The sequence below is a fragment of the uncultured Tateyamaria sp. genome (assembly GCF_947504105.1).
GTDB lineage: Bacteria > Pseudomonadota > Alphaproteobacteria > Rhodobacterales > Rhodobacteraceae > Tateyamaria.
In genome coordinates this window covers 1-18,046 of sequence record NZ_CANNGP010000030.1, presented here as the reverse complement: position 1 = coordinate 18,046, position 18,046 = coordinate 1, and the positions used below count along the sequence as shown (strand labels likewise).

The window sequence follows — 18,046 nt, the reverse complement described above, 5'->3', positions numbered from 1 at the left end:
TAGGTCGTGGCTGTGCGCAGACTATTCCAGATTTGATGCACAGGATGTGAGCCGCTGTAACAATTGGCCCCGGCGTTGCGCGTGTGCGGCCTGCGCCGCACGGTCCTGTCGGCACCCGTTAACCCCTTGTTGATACTTCCCTTGCCCGTGACAGCCGGGTCCCCTGGCTGGGTTCAGGTTGACTGCGTGACATGGGCCGTTTCGGCCTCTGCGGAAAAGGGATGAATGGATGAACAAGGCAATTACTGATGGCGTGCTGCTGATGCCGCCCGCCTTTGCGGATGGTTTGAGTGTCTGGTCGAGCGGCGATGGTACCCCGGGGTCAGACAGCTATCAAAACGCGCCCAATGCGGCGTTTGTACCAGCGGACCAGGATTTCGGCGGTTGCCTTGAATTGCAGAAGACGTCGAACACCACGCGTGTTCGGTACAAGGGTGAAACGCCCTTGCTTCCCGGTTGCTATCTGCGCGTGACCGCGCGCCTGAAAGCGATCAGTGGCAGCCTGCCTTCGGTGAGCATCGCAGGCTATGCCGCGCGCACCGACGGCACTCCGGTACCCGGTGTTGATACGACCGGAGACAGCGTGCCCCTGACCAATTATGGCGAGATCGTCGAAGTGTCCGCCATCATTGGAGCGGGCAACCGCCCTGGTGTGGATCTTGTGTGGGGCGCGGACGCAGATTACGGCCACTTCGGTCTGGACCTGACCGGCCCCAACGGCGGGATCGTTCGCATTGACGATATCATCATCGAAGACATCACATCCGTGTTTCTGCGCGACATACTGGCCGTTGTGGATGTCCGTGACTTTGGCGCCATTGGCGATGGTGCAACCGACGACAGCGATGCGTTTGACGCGGCAAACACAGCAGCCAATGGTCGGACCATCCTCGTTCCGGAGGGCGTGTTCCGGCTTGAGCAGAACGTCACGTTTGACGAGTTGGTCAAGTTCGAAGGCACGCTGAGCATGCCGGACGACAAGATGCTTTTGCTGCGCAAAAGCTATGATCTCCCAACCTATGTCGAAGCATTTGACGACGAGGTTTTGGCTTTCAAGAAGGCCTTTCAGGCCCTTTTGAACAGCTCGGACCATGAAAGCCTGGACATGGGCGGACGCCGGATTGCCGTGTTCGAACCCATCGACATGCAGTCGGCTGTACCGAACCGCGATCAGTACAACACACGCCGGGTGATCCGGAACGGTCAGTTCGAAGCGTTGGGTGACGGTTGGAGCACACAAACGGTCACCAGCCAAGCGACCTATTCGTCATCAGACGGGCGCACCCTGACCAATGTGACCAACATTGCCAACGTACCGGTAGGTGCCCTTGTCACCGGGAACGGGTTTGGCCGCGAAGTCTATGTTCGCAGCAAGAACGTGGGCGCCGGTACCATCGAACTGAATGCCCCACCCTATGATGCGGAAGGCACACAAGTTCTGACGTTCAACCGGTTTGATTACCTGATCGACCTGAGCGGCTTTTCGAAGCTGTCGAAGTTCAACATGTCGAACATCGAGTTCCAGTGTAACAACAAGTGCTCCGGCATCATGCTGGCCCCTGCCGGTCCAACATTCGAGTTGCAGGAATGCTTCATAAGCCGTCCGAAGGATCGTGGAATCACCTCCATCGGAGGAGGATGCCAGGGCATTCTGATAGATCGCTGTCAGTTCCTGTCCGCCGAGGAATCTCAGACCGTATCGAACCGCAACTCGATCGGGTTCAATGTCAATTCCAATGACGCCAAGGTCCGAGATTGCCGGGCCACTCAGTTCCGACACTTCATGTTGCTCGGCGGTCAAAACCATCTGATCAAGGGCAACCATTTCTTCCAGGGTGACGGTGAGCCTGACGGCTTCCGCACCGCCGGTATTGTTCTGCAGGCCAACTACACCGCCAGCGTGGTCACTGGGAATTACATCGACAACTGCTTTGTCGAATGGACGAATGAACGTGACCCCACACCGGAGTTTACTGCTGGATTTTCTTTCAGCTCGTTCAGTCTGACCGACAACGTGTTCTTGTCAGGCGATGTGGCACCCTGGTTCAGCTACCTCGTGGTCAAGCCGCATGCTGCTGGCCATTTCCTGAACGGCGTTACAGTGACCGGCAACCGCTTCCGGTCGATCAATGGCAACATTGATCGCGCAGAGCGTGTCGATACAAGCTTTGCCGATCTGGACTATGATCGGAACCGCGCCGTCTGGTTCAAGGGGAATTCGTACCACAATGTGCGTGAACATGCTGAAAACCCGCTGGTTATCTCACATACACAGGGTACGAACAGCCGCACCTGGACGGTCGAGACCGACAATAGGCTGCCCTTTGAAAGCTACTGTCAGTTCGTGGATTCTGTCTCGTTGACCGGGGACTTGCGCAACACGTCGAACCAGCGCCGCTACGAAGCGCCTGTGGGTCGTGGCCGTGCAGGGTCAGAGGAAGACGCATTCACGCTGGAGTTCAGCGAGGACATGAGAGGTTCGATCCGGGCGACAGTTCGGATGGACCGGGGCTGATCCGGCACGGATCAGAACGACCGCCACATTCCAAGCTTGAGGGCGAGGATTCCATCCTCGCCCTCAAGCCCAAGAACGAAGCTGGCGCCGTCGGGCTTGGGCTGCCAGATCACGGATGGGGCAAGGGTCGCCGATGCGTCACCGTCCGCACTGGTTACAAAAACCTGCATCATCACCTTGAACCGGTCGTTGAGGGCGAGGCCAAGGGTTGAGTCCAGCTTCAGCGTATCGGGGCCCTGGTCAATCGCCCATTCCACCGCACCATCGACTGCCATCCAGCCGTGGCGGTCCCACAGCTTAATCCCCCGCCCATAGCTAAGACCGGTGCGCAACAACGGCTCCATGACCAGTCCAAAGGTGCTGCCGATCCCGATATCGTAGGCCAGTTTGTACTCCCGCTCTCCGGTGGGGATCGGTTTGCGCATGAAGACGAATGCCGTGCCTTCACCCAGCCGCCCTTGCGTCATGTCTACATCGACCTTGACCCCCAGCGTAAGCTTGGGTCGGAACCCGTACTCGGCATAAAGTGTTCCATCAAGCCGTCCGGTTTCTTCGTAGACACCACTGTACGAGAGGAACCCCTTTTTGTGCTCTTGCAACCACGCCCCTCCCTGCGCGCCCGGCGCAAGCGCCAGCAGCAAAAGGGTCAGGACGAGGCGCATAACGGGTTCTTCTTGTTTCGTTAACAAGGAATGACCGTGGCCCGGACATGGTTAACAATTGATTAGGATCAGGTTTTAGCCTTTTTTTGCCGGTCCGCCCTGCGGCATGGGCTGTCCTACCCTATATGGAGCGGGAGCCATTTGGAGAGACGCCCATGCAATGCCCCATCGACGGAACGCCCCTTGTCATCACCGACCGCAGCGGGGTCGAGATTGACTATTGTCCGCAATGTCGGGGCGTGTGGCTGGACCGGGGTGAGCTGGACAAGATCATCGAACGGGCCGCCGCCTATTCCGCGCCGCCCCCACCGCCCGAAGCGCCCCGCGCGCAGCCAGACAGAGACTATGAAGATCGCGGCGATCGCCGGTATGATCAGCGTCGCGGTCGGCGCAAAAAGGGGATGGGCGACTTGTTGGGCGACATCTTCGATTTCTAGGTCAGACGGCTCATCAGAACCATCGCCAACAAAGCGCAGCCAAGACCTGCATACTCTCTGGCGTGCAGCGTTTCACCGAAATGGAGCGCGCCGATCAGCGCCAGAGCGATAAGCGTGAGCATGGAATACGCCACCCCCGCTTGCGCCAGCGTGACATGTTGCATGGCGTAGAACCAGAAAAACGCCGACACACCGTAGAGCGCGACACCAAGCAGGACGAGGGCCGACCACACGGGTTGGTTCCCGTCGGCGGCGAGTTTCAGCACGTAGTCGCCTGCAATGACAACCAGCGCTGTCACGAAAGTAAAAGCAAATCCAAAAACAATGTGGTCCATTTGAAAGCCCTTGAATGAGGGCCTCGCGATGGTCTGCGGGGCTATGAAAATATGAAGTATCTTAGCACGTCGAAGTACTGCCCCGTAGTCGGGTATTCCTGACGTGTCAGGCGACGGGCGCAGTAGCGCAGGCGCGGAACCTCTGCACTTCGGGTGCGGCGCCTGTCAGCGAGACGGTGACGGCGGCGGTTTGGGTGAAAGCGGTGACGGTTGCGTTGAATTCGAGCCCGTCCAGCACGTTGCCAAAGCCCACATCGGTGACAATGAGTGTATTCGCCTCTGTGCTGTGGCGCGTTGTCGAGATCGTGTTGGGTTGTGCACCATCAAAGCGGATGGAGAACGCGGCTGCGTTGGGCCAGCCGTCGGGGCTGGTGACCGCGATGGCATAGAGGCGGGTGGCGTGGTCGTAGGTGACCGCGATGTCAACCGTCGGTTCGGTGTGTGAGAGAGTGCAGATGGGGGTTGGTGTGAACTCCCATGCGAGGGCTGGTGTGGTGAGAAAGATAAGAGAAAAAATAATACGCATGGCATGATGGTAGCGCAGTTTTGGGCCTGGTACACACTTGGAGATGTCGGTCAGGCACAATCGAAAATGCTTGTGCTTTGGCTCCGAAGCTGTCAGGGCGGGCGCGCATAGCTATTCTACTCGATGTTCTGTTTTTCCTCACGGCACGCAGTCTCTCGATCATGACGACTACGCCGGACCGCTGCATCCTGTGAGCGGTATCAATTGAAGGAAGATATCACATGGCCACTGGCACAGTGAAATGGTTCAACACCACCAAAGGTTTCGGTTTCATCGCTCCTGACGGCGGCGACAAGGACGTGTTCGTCCACATCTCGTCCGTCGAGCGTTCCGGTCTGACCGGTCTGGCAGACAACCAGAAGGTCACGTTTGACCTGGAATCCGGCCGCGACGGCCGCGAGAGCGCAGTGAACATCGCTCTGGTGTAAGGGGATGGTGGGGTAAAGCCCCACCCGACCCGTTTGAGATTTGGCGCGGCGTCCGAAAGGAGGCCGCGTTTTTTTGTGCGGTGCCAATTTCTGCTATGATGGATGTGTAGGAGGAGACAGATGCTCAAAATTGATCCCGCCGCCAATTGCCAGACCGTCATCACCACGTTCGAATGCTCCCCCGGCACCTGTGCCGACCTGCTGGACAAGCTGCAGGGGGCATACGCTGCCTTCATCTCGCGCCAGCCAGGGTTTGTGGCCGCCGGGCTGCACGTGAACGACGCGCAGACGCGGATTGCCAATTACTCGCAATGGCAGCGGCGCGAGGATTTTCAGGCGATGCTGCGGACGGAGGAGATGCGCGAGCGGAACCGCGAGATTGCCGGATTATGCACGCGGTTCGAGCCGGTGATGTATGAGGTTGCGGGGGTGTTTTGAGAGTGTAGGGGCGGGCAATACTGCCTGCCCTAAGGATTTCTCATGGTCTCTCAGCGACGAAACGCAGAGTTCAGGTCTTCGATGGCATTTTGTTGTTGAGCGGACAAATCAGCCGTGACCAATCCCGACAAGACGTCCTGAAGACTGTCCCAAGACGACCCGGTGTCGATCTTAACCAGTCGCCGCGCAAGACGACGGACCGCATCGGACGCGTCATTGCATTGTGTCAAAAGCCACCGGCCAAGGACCTCCATCTCGCGCGCTTCGTCATTGGTGCACGTTGAGTGGGCAAGCATAAGCTTGTGCAATTTGTCACGTTGTTCACTGGTCGGTAATCCATCCAATTCGATAAACGCCTGAGCAATTGCACAAATCGCAATGCGTTCGTCATCAATGCCTTCGACCGGATGTGCATTGGTTTGGCGGCGGAAGGCCAGTCTGCGCGGGGCGTTGATGGCTGTGGTGGCCAAATCCTGTGCCGTATCAAGCGCTTCGCGTGGGTTGGTGCGGATCCACCACCAAATTGCGCCGCCGACAGCGGCTAGGATCGCTAGTAATACGGGCATGTACGGGTCCTCGTTACGCACTCACTTTCAGGCACTATTCAATTGTGTGGGGAATAATTCAATACGTGGGTGAATTGAATTTTCTATTTGGCCCGAAGCGATGAAGTTTAGCATGAACCGGGGAGTTGAGTGCTGAGGGCAGCGACCGGCCTGGAGGGCGCTTTGGCTGGGTGGGTCAGTGTGGTCGCCCTTAAGCATAGATGTCGCGTGTGTTGTGAAGGTCCTCGCCAATAGCGCCCTCCGGGGGGAGGTCGGGCGCTGCCCGGCGGTGCCGCCAGACGAGGGAATAAAACGGACTGACCGCTCGGTCAGCTCAGAAATCAGTATTGGGAATTGGAGAAAGCGGTGGCTGGCTAAACCCAAAACTAGTTGCTGCGTTCCGGAATCCTTTTAAGGACGTCAGTGGGCTTAAAACTTTCTAAAAAGCCCATTGTCGCTTCAACCAAGTCACCTGAGTCTACAACAGAACCAGATATTTCGAATTTCATACCTTTATCAAAACCTATCACCGACAGCTCTGCAAAAATTGGCCGCCCGTTGTTTGCCAGTTCTTGCTTTGCGAATGGAATTCGCACTCTTTTGAGTTCTCGTTTTATCTCCCGAAGCTCTTCCATCTTTTTTTCGCGAAAACAGTCGCTGTGCTGGTCCAGCGTCCGGATTACTTCGAATGCCCCGAGCACCCAAAACCAAAAGTTATCGTAGTAGTCAGTAAAGTCATGGATGACCAAGCTACCTGACTCATCAGGGCCCCAAGACGCCGCAATCTCCTTGAGTTCGACCGCTTTTCTACCAAGGGCTTGGACTTGGGTGCTTGTGTAGATGGAGAAACCCAACAGTGGATTCTCTTCCAATATGTCACTAAGTGCAGATGTAACCATATCTAACGCTTCCGCCGCTTCACATTCCCACCGCGTTGCCCAGCCCGCCCAGCCGTTGACCGTCCCGATGCCTTCTGCGCGTCGTCCACGGCCTTCTCCACCGCGTATTGCCGCGCCAGGGGGTCATCCGCCACAACCAGATCGACGGTTTCCAGCCGTTTGACCTCGTCCCGCAGCCGCGCCGCTTCTTCGAACTCCAGGTTCTCTGCCGCCTTGCGCATGTCGGCGCGCAACCCGTCGAGCACCGCTTGCAGGTTGCCACCTGCCATCTGGTTGTCGATCTTGGCGGTGACGCGGTTCATGTCCGTGTCGCCTTTGTAGAGGCCCGCCAGCACATCCTCGACGTTTTTCTTCACCGTCTCGGGCGTGATGCCGTGTTCTTTGTTGTAGGCTTCCTGCTTGGCGCGGCGGCGGTTGGTTTCGGCCAGTGCGCGCTCCATCGAACCCGTAACCTTATCGGCGTACATGATCACGCGGCCGTCGGCGTTCCTTGCCGCGCGGCCGATGGTTTGGACCAGCGACGTCTCCGAGCGCAAGAACCCTTCCTTGTCGGCATCCAGAATGGCCACCAGGCCGCATTCGGGGATGTCGAGCCCTTCGCGCAGCAGGTTGATGCCGATCAGCACGTCGAAGGCCCCCAGCCGCAGGTCGCGCAGGATTTCGATCCGTTCCAGCGTGTCGATGTCGGAGTGCATGTAGCGGACGCGGATACCCTGTTCGTGCATGTATTCGGTGAGGTCTTCAGCCATACGCTTGGTCAGCGTGGTGCAGAGCGTGCGCATGCCTTGCTTGGCAACCTTTTGGACCTCGTCCAGCAGATCATCGACCTGCATTTCAACGGGGCGGATTTCGACCGGCGGATCCAGAAGGCCGGTGGGGCGGATGACCTGTTCGGTGAAGACACCGCCGGTCTGTTCGATCTCCCACGCCGCCGGGGTAGCCGAGACGAAGACGGATTGCGGGCGCATGGCATCCCATTCCTCGAATTTGAGGGGGCGGTTGTCCATGCAGCTTGGGAGCCGGAAGCCGTGTTCGGCCAGCGTGAACTTGCGCCTGTAGTCGCCTTTGTACATGCCCCCGATCTGGGGGACCGAGACGTGGCTTTCATCCGCGAACACGATGGCGTTGTCGGGGATGAATTCGAACAGCGTGGGAGGAGGTTCGCCCGGAGCGCGGCCCGTGAGGTAGCGGGAGTAGTTTTCGATGCCGTTGCAGACGCCCGTTGCTTCGAGCATTTCCAAATCGAAGTTGGTGCGTTGTTCGAGCCGCTGCGCTTCGAGCAGCTTGCCCTCGCCCACGAGCTGGTCGAGCCTGATCTTGAGTTCTTTTTTGATGCCGATGATGGCCTGGTTCATCGTCGGCTTCGGGGTCACGTAGTGCGAGTTGGCGTAGACGCGGATGTGGTCCAGCGTGGCCGCCTTTTCCCCGGTAAGCGGGTCGAATTCCGTGATGTTTTCCAATTCTTCGCCGAAGAAGGACAGTTTCCACGCCCGGTCTTCAAGGTGGGCGGGGAAGATCTCCAAGCTGTCGCCGCGCACCCGGAAGCTGCCGCGTTGGAAGGCGTGGTCGTTGCGTTTGTATTGCTGGGCGACCAGATCCGCGATGACCTGTCGCTGGTCGTATTCCTTGCCCACCTTGAGGTCCTGCGTCATCGCCCCGTAGGTCTCAACGCTGCCAATGCCGTAGATGCACGAGACGGACGCCACGATAATCACGTCGTCGCGTTCCAGAAGCGCCCGCGTGGCCGAGTGGCGCATGCGGTCGATCTGTTCGTTGATCTGGGATTCTTTCTCGATATAGGTGTCGGACCGCGCGACATAGGCTTCGGGCTGGTAGTAGTCGTAGTACGACACGAAGTATTCCACGGCGTTGTCGGGGAAGAACCCTTTGAACTCGCCATAGAGCTGGGCCGCGAGGGTCTTGTTCGGCGCTAGAATAATGGCCGGGCGCTGCGTTTCCTCGATCACCTTGGCCATGGTGTAGGTTTTACCGGTGCCCGTTGCGCCCAAGAGCACCTGATCACGGTCGCCGCCCATGACGCCTGCGCTCAATTCCTTGATCGCCGTGGGCTGGTCGCCTGCGGGCTGGAATTCTGTGTTCATCACCAGTTGCTTGCCGCCTTCGAGTTTCAGACGGGTTCGGACATCCTCGGCGGGGTTGGCGAGGTAGGTGACGGGTTCGGGGGAATCGGTGCGCGCGTATGCCATGCCGCTAACTTGGCGCGATAGGGCGCAAGCGCAAGTGGCTGCGACGCCTTGCTGACAGGAATTGACAGTTACTCCTGCGAATGCAGCCACGCAGAGGTTGGATATTATGCCCGCATAAACGCATATGGCATCGGAACAACGAGCCAAGACTGCACGGCCCATAGTCTGGTCACTGATACTTCCCGAATTGGTCGCCCAGTTGAAAAACCCCCGAGACGCTGTTTTGCTAAAACTCGCGGAGTGATGCCCAACCTCTGACCCACAGGGCCGTGATAGATTTGAGACACTTGCTGACAGTGACTGTCGTGGGATCCCGCAGCCGTGCAAAGTGTTTTGGTCTCAAATCACTTGGTTCTATCTTGTGGCGAAACCATCCACGCAGGCATCGTGTGCGCAGGGCTATACATGGCACCAAACACCCCATCTGTCCGGTCGGCGCATGACCGCGTAAAGGAGATCCACTCGATCGCCCTTGCCGAGGTTCTGACACGGTCCGGCGCCTTCGATGTGTGGCGTTACTTCGGAGAGTTGAACGACCTCAAGCAACGGCCAGTGTCGACCACTTGGCGCGAGGCCTTTGTGATGGTGTGTTGCGTAGGTCAAATTCGAGCCGCCAAGGTGGTTGGGAACCTCAAGCGTCTGCGCAACATGCTTCCTCCCGAAGAATTTGCAGAATTCGACACACGGATGCGCGACTACCTCGCACCCATTGCTCTGACCAACCACGGCTTTAGAGAAGGCAACTTTGCGACCGTCGATCCAGCACCAATCTGGTCGCATGTGAAGGGCCTGACACAGCAGTTGGAATCAGAAGGGCTACGGGTCTTTTTGAACTCAGGGACGCTTTTGGGGGTGGTTCGTGATCAATCGCTGATTGCACATGATGATGACATTGATCTTGCTGTGATACTGGATGCAGACAGTGCCGTTTCTGCGGCGGCCGCATGGCGCCGCCTTTCGGAGCGCCTGCGCGAGATCGGTCTGTCGGACGCAAGCACCCAGAAGGCACCAGAGATCCACAAATTGACGCCCATTGGCACCTTCGAAGTCGACCTGTTCCCAGTCTGGATAGAGGCCGGGAGGGTCTTTGTGTACCCGCACACATTCGGAGATTTGACCTATGACGATCTGTTGCCGCTGGGTGTGTGCAACATGACAGGCTGTGCCATTCCGCGTGCGCCTGAGAAGATGCTGGCCGTCAACTACGGGGAAGACTGGCGCGACCCCGACCCGCTGTTCACCTTCAAATGGACCAAAGCAAACGAAAAGTTTGTGGATTTCATGCAGGCGCTCCGCGGATGATAGGACCTGACCGACGACAACGCACTTTGCTGACCTATGGCACATTTGACCTTTTTCACATTGGGCATGTGCGGCTTCTTGAACGATTGAAGGCCTTTGGCGATCGGCTGATTGTCGGTTGTTCAACGGATGCCTTCAACGGGATCAAAGGCAAGGCCTCTGTCATGCCCTATGAGGAGCGGCGCGATATCCTTTTGGCGTGCCGTCACGTGGACATGGTCATTCCCGAAACCTGTTGGGAGCAGAAACCGGAGGACGTGCGCACCTATGACGTTGATCTGTTCGCCATGGGGGATGATTGGGCCGGGCGTTTCGATTTCCTGAGCCCGCTATGCGAGGTGATTTACCTGCCGCGCACGCCTAATATTTCGACAACAGAGCTGCGCGAGAAGACGTTGGAATTTAGGGGCATGTCGCCTCCGTCCAATGCGGCGGAATAGACCCTTGCGCGCCTGGGGTTGTGTCGTGCTAAACACCCAGCGCACGAGGGAGCCAGCTTATGCGCGCACGAATCTTTCAACCTGCCAAGACAGCCATGTCGTCGGGTACTGCCATGACCAAGCACTGGGTGCTTGAATTTGCACCAGCGTCGGCCCGGTCGGTCGATCCGCTGATGGGCTGGACGTCGTCCTCGGACACGCAGGCACAGGTGCGCATGTCGTTCGATACGAAGGCGGCGGCGCTGGACTATGCCAAGGAACATGGCATCGATGCGCAAGTGCAAGAGCCCAACAAGCGCAAGGCCAATGTCCGGCCCGGTGGTTACGGCGAGAACTTTGCCACCAACCGGCGCGGGTCTTGGACTCACTAGCGGCGTTGTAAATCGGGCCAAAGTCGTCTTGGGATCGGGCTAGAGATTCCGCGAGAGCATGCTTGATCCTTTATAGTCAGTGCTTGTGCGTCCTTTTCCGGTGGATGAGCTGTTGAGGCGAACTTATTCAAAATACCTGAGGCACCTTCTGGCTGGCGAGACGCTCTAGGAAAGCCTCACACTTGTCGGCCTCGTTTTCGCTGTGCAAACCGACAGCGCCAGATCAACGACCGTGGGTTTTATTCTGCCCTTTTCCGGACATTGACCGCCATCGTCCACGCAACCGCGCAGCTTCCCCGAAGCAGATATCGACCATGCAGTGCAGCATTTGGTCAGCTGGACGACGGCAAACCGAGGCAAAGCTGCCGCCGCTCAAGTTCGTTTTCGGTCCGTCATTGGATTTTAGATGACCCACCCAAAGACGTATCCCGCCGCAAGTGACCCCAGAACCGCAAGAAGCAGATAGAGAAGAAACGGCTTCAGTTTAAGTACCGGAGCAATAGCCATGGCGCCCCATATGCTGACTACACCACCCGAAACCAAAAACGCCATGGCAGCACCTTCGGACATGCCGTTGTCAATCAGGCCGCGCGTCAACGGCAGAGCGGCATAGCCGTCAATGTAGGCCGGCGCACCGACGAAGACAGCCGCAGGTATGGCCCACCATTGATCTTCGCCAACATAGGCCGCAAGCGCCCCTGGGGTCAGCGCTGCGTTCAAGGCATATTCTGCGGCAAATGCCGGGATCAGGCACATCAGGATGAGCCGCGTTGTGGCCCAGAATTGTTTGCTGAAAGACCGCCGACGCGCGCCCGTTTGCCAAATCCATGGATCAAAGGACTGATCTCTGCTGCATCGTGCAGCGCTCAGTTGGCGGGCCAGACCATTGTCGCGAAGCGCGTTCAATGCCCAGGGTTTCTTGGCAAACAGTCCGGTGATTGCGCCACCGAACATACCCAATCCAAACGCTGCGAGCGTCTTTCCAACAGCAAAACTCAGGCCAAGAGTTGCCGCTGTTGTCGCCAGCATTGCGGGGTCTGTGATCGGGGAGGATAACCAGAACGCCATGATCGGAGCCAGCGGAACACCAGCCGCCAACAATCCAGCCATCAAGGGCAACACTGTCACACCGCAGACTGGCGTGATGGCTCCGATCAATGACGCGGCCACCACCGTGCGTACTGTCCTGCCCTCGAACACGCTGGCAATATGTGCATCCGCTCCGCTGGCGATGATCCACGCTGCAAGAAGAATGCCCGGAATGACGATGGGGGCGACCGCAACCAATCCCCACACGACGAACTGGGCGGCATTCATCGCATGTGCCGGCCAGGATAGACCTATGCCGATCAAGAGGAAAAGGCATACACCCCACACCACAGATTTCTTGTTTGCATGTCGGCGCGCAACAGTCTGATCGGTCATCGGATACTCCTCTGACCTTGAAAAGTAAGGCCAGACAAAGCATATGTGAAACGAATAGTATAAATTTCTGATATTGGAAAAACAGATGGGAAAGCTGGACAGCGACTTGCTGCGCACCTTTGTCGCCGTGGCCGAAGCGGGAAGCGTCACGGAAGGTGCGGCGCGCATCCACCGATCACAATCCGCGACCAGCCTTCAGGTCAAACGCCTCGAAGCAATCCTCGGACATCCGGTTTTTGAGCGCCACGGGCGAGGCGTTGTCTTAAGCGATGCAGGTCGTCTACTGCTGCCCGTCGCACAAGACGTGACCATGCGCCTCGACGCAGTGTTGCGGGACATTTCCCAAGATGTGGTTACGGGAAAACTATGCGTTGGCATTCCCGACGATCATGGACGGGCCAAGCTGGCGGAGATCGTCGCGGCATTCACCCGTCATCATCCAAAGGTTGAACTGGATGTGACCTGTGCGTTGAGCACGGAATTCCCGGAAGCGCTCGCAAAGGGAACTCTGGATCTTGCAATTTACGAGGTGGAGCGCCCCCAAAAGTACGAAGAAGTGCTCTTTGAAGATCCAACATGCTGGGTCGCATCAAAGCATCGGGACTTTTCAGCCGATGAAATCCTGCCGGTGGCCTTGTTCGACCACGCTTGCTGGTGGCGCGACGCAGCCATCGCGTCCCTGGAAGCCAGAGGGAAACCATACCGGGTCGTCTACTCCAGCCAAAGCGTCTCTGGCGTGATCGCAGCCGTCGAAGCCGGGATCGCCATCGGTCTGCTGGGCCGCTCATCGCTACATTCAGACCTATCAATTGTGGGGACGGATTTGGGTTTCACGAGCACGCTCGCCTCGAAACTCGTGATGGCCGGAAACACGGCGACGGAGACCGGACCGCAGGACGCGATGAAAGCAGCTATCCGCGCCGCATTTTTGGTCAAGGCCTAAGAAAGCATCCGTTTGATGGGTCGCAGCGAATACACGTCCTTGGCGCCAATGCAACTGAGGCACGCGAGTTCATAACCGCAATTGGTGCCGATCTTGGAATTAAGCCTTTGGCAAAACCATAGCCAAGGCGCATGATAGTTTGTCGATCAGTTCTTCAATCTGCCCCTCTTCCACAATGAATGGCGGTGCCAGTAGGATGTGGTCCCCATGCTTACCATCGCGGGTACCGGACATGGGATAGCAAATCAAACCCTCCGCGAAGGCTGCCTTCTTGATTTTTCCAGCCAGACCAAGTTCGGGCGCGAACGGTGTTTTGCTCTCGCGATCTGCGACAATCTCAACCCCGCGGAACAGTCCACGCCCACGGACATCACCAATATGAGGATGCTGGCCGAAAGCGGTCTCGAGGGCGGCGTGCAGCTTGTCGCCCATCACACCTGCGCGGGCGGGCAGATCACGTCCGGTCAGTTCCTGCACGACCGCCAGGGCCGCGGCCGTCGCAACCGGGTGGCCAAGATAGGTGTGACCGTGTTGGAAAAAACCTGTGCCGTTTTCGATGGCAGCGTAAATCTTATCGGTACACATCATCGCACCAATCGGCTGGTATCCGGCTCCCAGCCCCTTGGCGATACACAAGATGTCAGGGGTCACCCTGTCATGAGCGCAGGCAAACAAGTGCCCGGTCCGCCCCATGCCACACATGACTTCGTCCAGGATCAGCAGCACACCGTATTGATCACAAATCTCGCGAATACGGGCAAAGTATCCATCAACCGCAGGGACCGCACCCAGTGTGGCACCCACGACCGGTTCAGCCATGAACGCCATGACTTTTTCCGGTCCAATGCGCAAAATCTCGGCTTCGAGTTCGTTGGCGACGCGCTGGCCGTAATCAAAGCTGCTCTCGCCATCGGCGCGCCCAATGTATTCGTAACACGGCGCAATATGACTCATGTCGACCAGAAGCGGCCCGAATTGCGCGCGCCGCCATTGGTTCCCGCCGGCAGACAGCGCACCCAGGGTATTGCCATGATAGCTTTGCTTGCGGGCGATGACGTGTTGACGTTTTGGTTGGCCGATCTCAACGAAGTACTGGCGGGCCAGTTTGATCGCACTTTCAACCGCTTCTGAGCCGCCGGAAACGAAATAAACCCGGTCCAGAGTCCCCGGGGCATGTGCAACCAGAAGATCGGCCAATGCTTCGGCCGGTTCTGACGTCATGAACCCTGAATGTGCAAAGGCAACTTTCGCGACCTGATCCTGAACGGCTGCGATCACGGTTTGGTCCGAATGGCCCAGACAAGAAACCGCCGCGTCGCCGCAATCGAGATAGCGCTTGCCCTCCGCATCGATCAGGTAACACCCGTCTCCGCCAACAGCGGTGGGTAGAATTGTCTTGGTGTGACGTGGAAACACATGGCTCATGTCGGTTCTCCTTGAAGCATTGGCATCAAAGCCGCGACCGAAGCTGCATATCCACACGTGGAGTGCCCGAGGCCTCCGGGCGCACGCGTACCATTGGGCGCAGCCAATACGTCAGGACGTGTCACGACCTAGCCTTTCATCCTGTTGCCAGCAGGATCGTAGAGCGGCCCGATGGTCACCGTCGCGTCGAACATGTCGCGCGCAATGTCGATTTGCACTCGACTGCCGTCATCGATGCTGCTTTTGACATGACCCAGCGCAACGGGCTTGCCCACACGGTAGCCAAAGGCGCATGAACTGGTCTGACCGATGATCTTGCCATCCAAATAGATCGGCTCGTGCCCCAAGGGCACCGCAGTTTCATCGTCAAGCTTAAGCGAGATCACATGCGACATTGCGCTGTTCGCGCGCCGTTCAGCCAGCGCGTCGGCCCCGATAAACCCGCCTTTCTTGCGGGTGGCAAAATCCAGGCCGGCCTCGATCGGAGAAACGTCACTATCCAACTCATGCCCCATAGCGCAAAACCCTTTTTCAATTCTCATCGAGGACTGGGCGAACAGGCCCGCTGGCTTTGCTCCTGCAGCCGTCAGCGCGGCATAAACGGTCGATGCGTTTTCAGATTTCATGGTAATTTCCCAACCCGCCTCGCCAACATAGGACAATCGCGCAGCTCGCACATGTTTGCCCCCGATGTGAGCAGGGCCAACCTTGAAATAGCCCAGCGCGTTCAGTTCCGGCGCGCCACATTCACTCACGATCCGCGCGGCATCTGGCCCCATGAGGCCCAGAACCGCATAATCTGTCGTGCTATCTGTCAGCGTGACATCAAAGGCATCGGAATGCATGCGGAACCAAGCCAGATCACGCTTGATTGCATTGGTGCCAACAAAAAGACGGTAGTGGTCTTCGGCGATGCGTTGCGCGGTTATGTCGCTTTCAAAAGTGCCGCGCGCGTTCAGCACGGCGGTGTAGATCACAGACCCCGGCGCACGGGCCACAAAACCCGAACAGGTTTTCAAGAGGAACGCTTCCGCGTCCGGTCCCTGCACCTCGATCTTGCCAAAAGGCGAGGCATCGAAAATCGCGGCACTTTCGTGTGCGGCCATAACCTCGGCGCGCACGTTTTCAAACCAGTCGGGCCTGCCGAATGTCATGGCAGGTTCAGCCGACTTACCGAAATAGAGCGGACGCTCCCAACCGTAGAACTGCCCCATATGCGCACCAGCCGTCCTGTATTCACTGTCAAGCGGTAGCGCACGCAAGTTGCGAGCTGTAGCGAGTTGCTTGCCCGGAAAGGCGATGTCGTAGTGGGTGCCAAGAATCTCTGGGGCCCGCGCCATCAGGTGTTCAATATTGTTGAAAACAGGTGCAAAACGTTTGGCATCGGCCTCGGTCAAGTCATAGGCCGGGTGGTCATGCACAATGCAATGAGCCAAGTTCATGCCTGCACCGCCACCAGATGCAATCCCGACCGAGTTCATACCACACCCAAGGAACAGCCCCTTGGTTTCAGCAGTTTCGCCCAGCATGAAAGTACCATCGGGCGTGAAACTTTCTGGTCCGTTCAGCAGCGTTTTGACTTCGGCAGTTTCCAATGCTGGCAGACGATGAAGCGCGTTCATCATCATCGGTTCAAAATGATCCCAATCCTCTCCCAACAGGCCGAACTCAAAACTCTCATCCAACACACCGGGCGCGATGGGCTTGCCCATAGGTTCAAAACAGCCAACCAAAAGCCCGCCGGAATCATCGCGGATATAGAGGTGGTTATCGTGATCTGACAGCGTTGGCATGTTGCCTGCGATGCCGTCTACGGGTTTGGTCAGCAGGTAAAAATGCTCGCACGCCAACGCAGGCACTTCGGCCCCCGCCATCGCGCCGATCTCACGCGACCACAGACCTGTACAAAGCGCGATGGCGTCACACATCACCGTACCTTGCGTGGTTTCCACACCTTTGACGCGCCCGTTTTCGGTCAGGATTCCGGTAACACCCGTGTCTTCAAACAGCTTTGCGCCCAAGGATTTTGCGCCTTTGATCAGTGCAGCGCAGACATCTGAGGGCGAAACACGCCCGTCATCCGGCGACCAGACGGCCCCCAGAACATCCTCTGCGTGCATCAGCGGCCAACGCGCCTTGGCTTCCTCTGGCGACACCGATTTGGCATCAATGCCGTACGCATGGGCCAGCGCCTCCTGCCGCTTAATATGGATCAGGCGATCCGGATTCGTCGCAATGGACAGAGACCCCTTTTGAATCCAGCCGACATTCTGACCGGTTTCTTCTTCGAGCTGCGAATAGAGCTCTACCGAATACTGGATCATCCGGGTGAGGTTTTGCGAATGGCGCAGCGCCCGACCTGCGCCGCCGAATGCCACGTGGTGCCGCTGGTGAGCTTGTTTCGTTCAAGCAATACCGTATCGGACACGCCCATTTTGGCGAGGTGATAAAGGGTGGAGCAGCCCATGATACCGCCGCCGATCACGACGACCGAAGCATGCGAAGGAAGATCAGACATAGACGTACCCCATCAGGATCGGATCGTGCTCGGAGCCTTCATTCATCAGCGCATCAAACAAAATTCTTTGATTCAGCATCGGACAGTGAAGCTCCGAGCCCAACTCTCCCAAAAAGAAGATGCGGATCGCGGCGCAGTGCACCCGGCCAATTTCAACCACTTTGGAGGTCATGAACAGGAAGTCATCAAATGTCCCGCCGGAGAGTACATTCAACAGATCACACAGTGGCTGCCGACACAATCTGTACGACCGCTGTTTCACTGCTCACACGTCCCCGCCACCAAGTTGCCGGAGATGGTGACTGAAAGTGCCGCAGACTATCGCAAAAAGCTGATAGGGCTGGTGCGTGACCAAAAGGAACTCTCGCTATTGCGGAGCGTGATCTCTGGAAACAGATGCAAGCTGCCCAGAAATGCATCAACAGCCGGTGTTTGAGCAACTTGGCCCGAGGCAAAATGTCGAACCTATTATTCAGCCACGATTGGCGAACAGAATCACTCTGTCGGCCACAGCAAATGACAACACGAGACTGGGGGCAGACGAAAATCAATGCAAAGAGGTGGTCGCGGAATTTCGGACCGGTCGTTAAGGTGGATCGCATGATGAAAGTGACGATCCAGAATGAAGAA

The 18,046-nt window shown here is 57.5% G+C and carries 17 protein-coding genes and 1 pseudogene; 8 read left to right on the top strand and 10 right to left on the bottom strand.

The window, feature by feature from the left end; genetic code table 11:
- Positions 1-229: 229 nt before the first annotated feature.
- Positions 230-2,515 (top strand): glycosyl hydrolase family 28-related protein, encoded by a 2,286-nt coding sequence (locus tag Q1A75_RS16615; RefSeq protein WP_299555457.1) that lies wholly within the window; start codon positions 230-232, stop codon positions 2,513-2,515.
- 11 nt (positions 2,516-2,526) lie between these two features.
- Here the strand turns inward: Q1A75_RS16615 and Q1A75_RS16610 are convergent, their stop codons facing one another.
- On the bottom strand, positions 2,527-3,177 hold the full coding sequence (locus Q1A75_RS16610; protein ID WP_299555460.1) for a hypothetical protein: 651 nt from the start codon (positions 3,175-3,177) through the stop codon (positions 2,527-2,529).
- A gap of 155 nt (positions 3,178-3,332) precedes the next feature.
- On the opposite strand from Q1A75_RS16610, the gene Q1A75_RS16605 reads away from it, so the two are divergent.
- The gene (locus Q1A75_RS16605) at positions 3,333-3,614 is read left to right on the top strand and encodes a zf-TFIIB domain-containing protein (protein ID WP_299555504.1); all 282 of its coding nucleotides are present in this window, start codon (positions 3,333-3,335) and stop codon (positions 3,612-3,614) included.
- Here Q1A75_RS16605 and Q1A75_RS16600 read toward each other — a convergent pair.
- Together Q1A75_RS16600 and Q1A75_RS16595 are read right to left on the bottom strand one after the other, a co-directional pair.
- Complete coding sequence (locus tag Q1A75_RS16600; protein WP_299555463.1) at positions 3,611-3,949, bottom strand: DMT family transporter; 339 nt, start codon at positions 3,947-3,949, stop codon at positions 3,611-3,613. The genes Q1A75_RS16605 and Q1A75_RS16600 overlap by 4 nt on opposite strands.
- A 106-nt stretch (positions 3,950-4,055) precedes the next feature.
- Positions 4,056-4,475 carry a hypothetical protein gene (locus Q1A75_RS16595; protein WP_299555466.1) on the bottom strand — a complete coding sequence of 140 codons (420 nt, stop codon included), beginning with the start codon at positions 4,473-4,475 and terminating at the stop codon, positions 4,056-4,058.
- Positions 4,476-4,696: 221 nt separating this feature from the next.
- Here Q1A75_RS16595 and Q1A75_RS16590 point away from each other — a divergent pair, with 221 nt between their 5' ends.
- A complete protein-coding gene (locus tag Q1A75_RS16590; protein ID WP_299208486.1) occupies positions 4,697-4,903 on the top strand; it encodes a cold-shock protein in 207 nt (68 codons plus the stop codon).
- Positions 4,904-5,023: 120 nt separating this feature from the next.
- Complete coding sequence (locus Q1A75_RS16585; protein ID WP_299555469.1) at positions 5,024-5,341, top strand: antibiotic biosynthesis monooxygenase; 318 nt, start codon at positions 5,024-5,026, stop codon at positions 5,339-5,341.
- Positions 5,342-5,391: 50 nt separating this feature from the next.
- Here Q1A75_RS16585 and Q1A75_RS16580 read toward each other — a convergent pair whose 3' ends face one another.
- The 3 genes from Q1A75_RS16580 to uvrB all read right to left on the bottom strand — a co-directional run bounded on the left by Q1A75_RS16580 (position 5,392) and on the right by uvrB (position 8,992).
- Positions 5,392-5,907 carry a hypothetical protein gene (locus tag Q1A75_RS16580; protein ID WP_299555472.1) on the bottom strand — a complete coding sequence of 172 codons (516 nt, stop codon included), beginning with the start codon at positions 5,905-5,907 and terminating at the stop codon, positions 5,392-5,394.
- Positions 5,908-6,272: 365 nt separating this feature from the next.
- Complete coding sequence (locus Q1A75_RS16575) at positions 6,273-6,785, bottom strand: hypothetical protein (protein WP_299555475.1); 513 nt, start codon at positions 6,783-6,785, stop codon at positions 6,273-6,275.
- Between the two features lie 2 nt (positions 6,786-6,787).
- The gene (uvrB, locus tag Q1A75_RS16570) at positions 6,788-8,992 is read right to left on the bottom strand and encodes an excinuclease ABC subunit UvrB (protein ID WP_299555478.1); all 2,205 of its coding nucleotides are present in this window, start codon (positions 8,990-8,992) and stop codon (positions 6,788-6,790) included.
- Positions 8,993-9,397: 405 nt separating this feature from the next.
- Here uvrB and Q1A75_RS16565 point away from each other — a divergent pair, with 405 nt between their 5' ends.
- Genes Q1A75_RS16565 through Q1A75_RS16555 form a run of 3 tightly spaced genes read left to right on the top strand, consistent with a single transcriptional unit; the run spans position 9,398 to position 11,105 of the window.
- The gene (locus tag Q1A75_RS16565) at positions 9,398-10,294 is read left to right on the top strand and encodes a LicD family protein (protein ID WP_299555482.1); all 897 of its coding nucleotides are present in this window, start codon (positions 9,398-9,400) and stop codon (positions 10,292-10,294) included.
- On the top strand, positions 10,291-10,734 hold the full coding sequence (locus tag Q1A75_RS16560) for an adenylyltransferase/cytidyltransferase family protein (protein WP_299555485.1): 444 nt from the start codon (positions 10,291-10,293) through the stop codon (positions 10,732-10,734). Before Q1A75_RS16565 ends, Q1A75_RS16560 begins: the two co-directional genes overlap by 4 nt.
- 59 nt (positions 10,735-10,793) lie before the next feature.
- Complete coding sequence (locus tag Q1A75_RS16555) at positions 10,794-11,105, top strand: ETC complex I subunit (protein ID WP_299555488.1); 312 nt, start codon at positions 10,794-10,796, stop codon at positions 11,103-11,105.
- Between the two features lie 402 nt (positions 11,106-11,507).
- Here the strand turns inward: Q1A75_RS16555 and Q1A75_RS16550 are convergent, their stop codons facing one another.
- Entirely contained in the window at positions 11,508-12,530 is a 1,023-nt protein-coding gene (locus Q1A75_RS16550; RefSeq protein ID WP_299555491.1) for a permease, read from the bottom strand.
- An 85-nt stretch (positions 12,531-12,615) separates the two neighbouring features.
- Between Q1A75_RS16550 and Q1A75_RS16545 the strand changes: the two genes are divergently transcribed.
- Positions 12,616-13,473 (top strand): LysR family transcriptional regulator, encoded by an 858-nt coding sequence (locus Q1A75_RS16545; protein ID WP_299555494.1) that lies wholly within the window; start codon positions 12,616-12,618, stop codon positions 13,471-13,473.
- A gap of 99 nt (positions 13,474-13,572) precedes the next feature.
- Here the strand turns inward: Q1A75_RS16545 and Q1A75_RS16540 are convergent, their stop codons facing one another.
- The 3 genes and pseudogenes from Q1A75_RS16540 to Q1A75_RS16530 form a co-directional block, all read right to left on the bottom strand.
- A complete protein-coding gene (locus tag Q1A75_RS16540) occupies positions 13,573-14,898 on the bottom strand; it encodes an aspartate aminotransferase family protein (RefSeq protein ID WP_299555496.1) in 1,326 nt (441 codons plus the stop codon).
- Positions 14,899-15,026: 128 nt separating this feature from the next.
- Positions 15,027-17,416 (bottom strand): annotated as a pseudogene (locus Q1A75_RS16535) (FAD-dependent oxidoreductase).
- Positions 17,409-17,678 (bottom strand): hypothetical protein, encoded by a 270-nt coding sequence (locus tag Q1A75_RS16530; RefSeq protein WP_299555499.1) that lies wholly within the window; start codon positions 17,676-17,678, stop codon positions 17,409-17,411. Before Q1A75_RS16530 ends, Q1A75_RS16535 begins: the two are co-directional and overlap by 8 nt.
- Positions 17,679-18,046 lie beyond the last annotated feature (368 nt).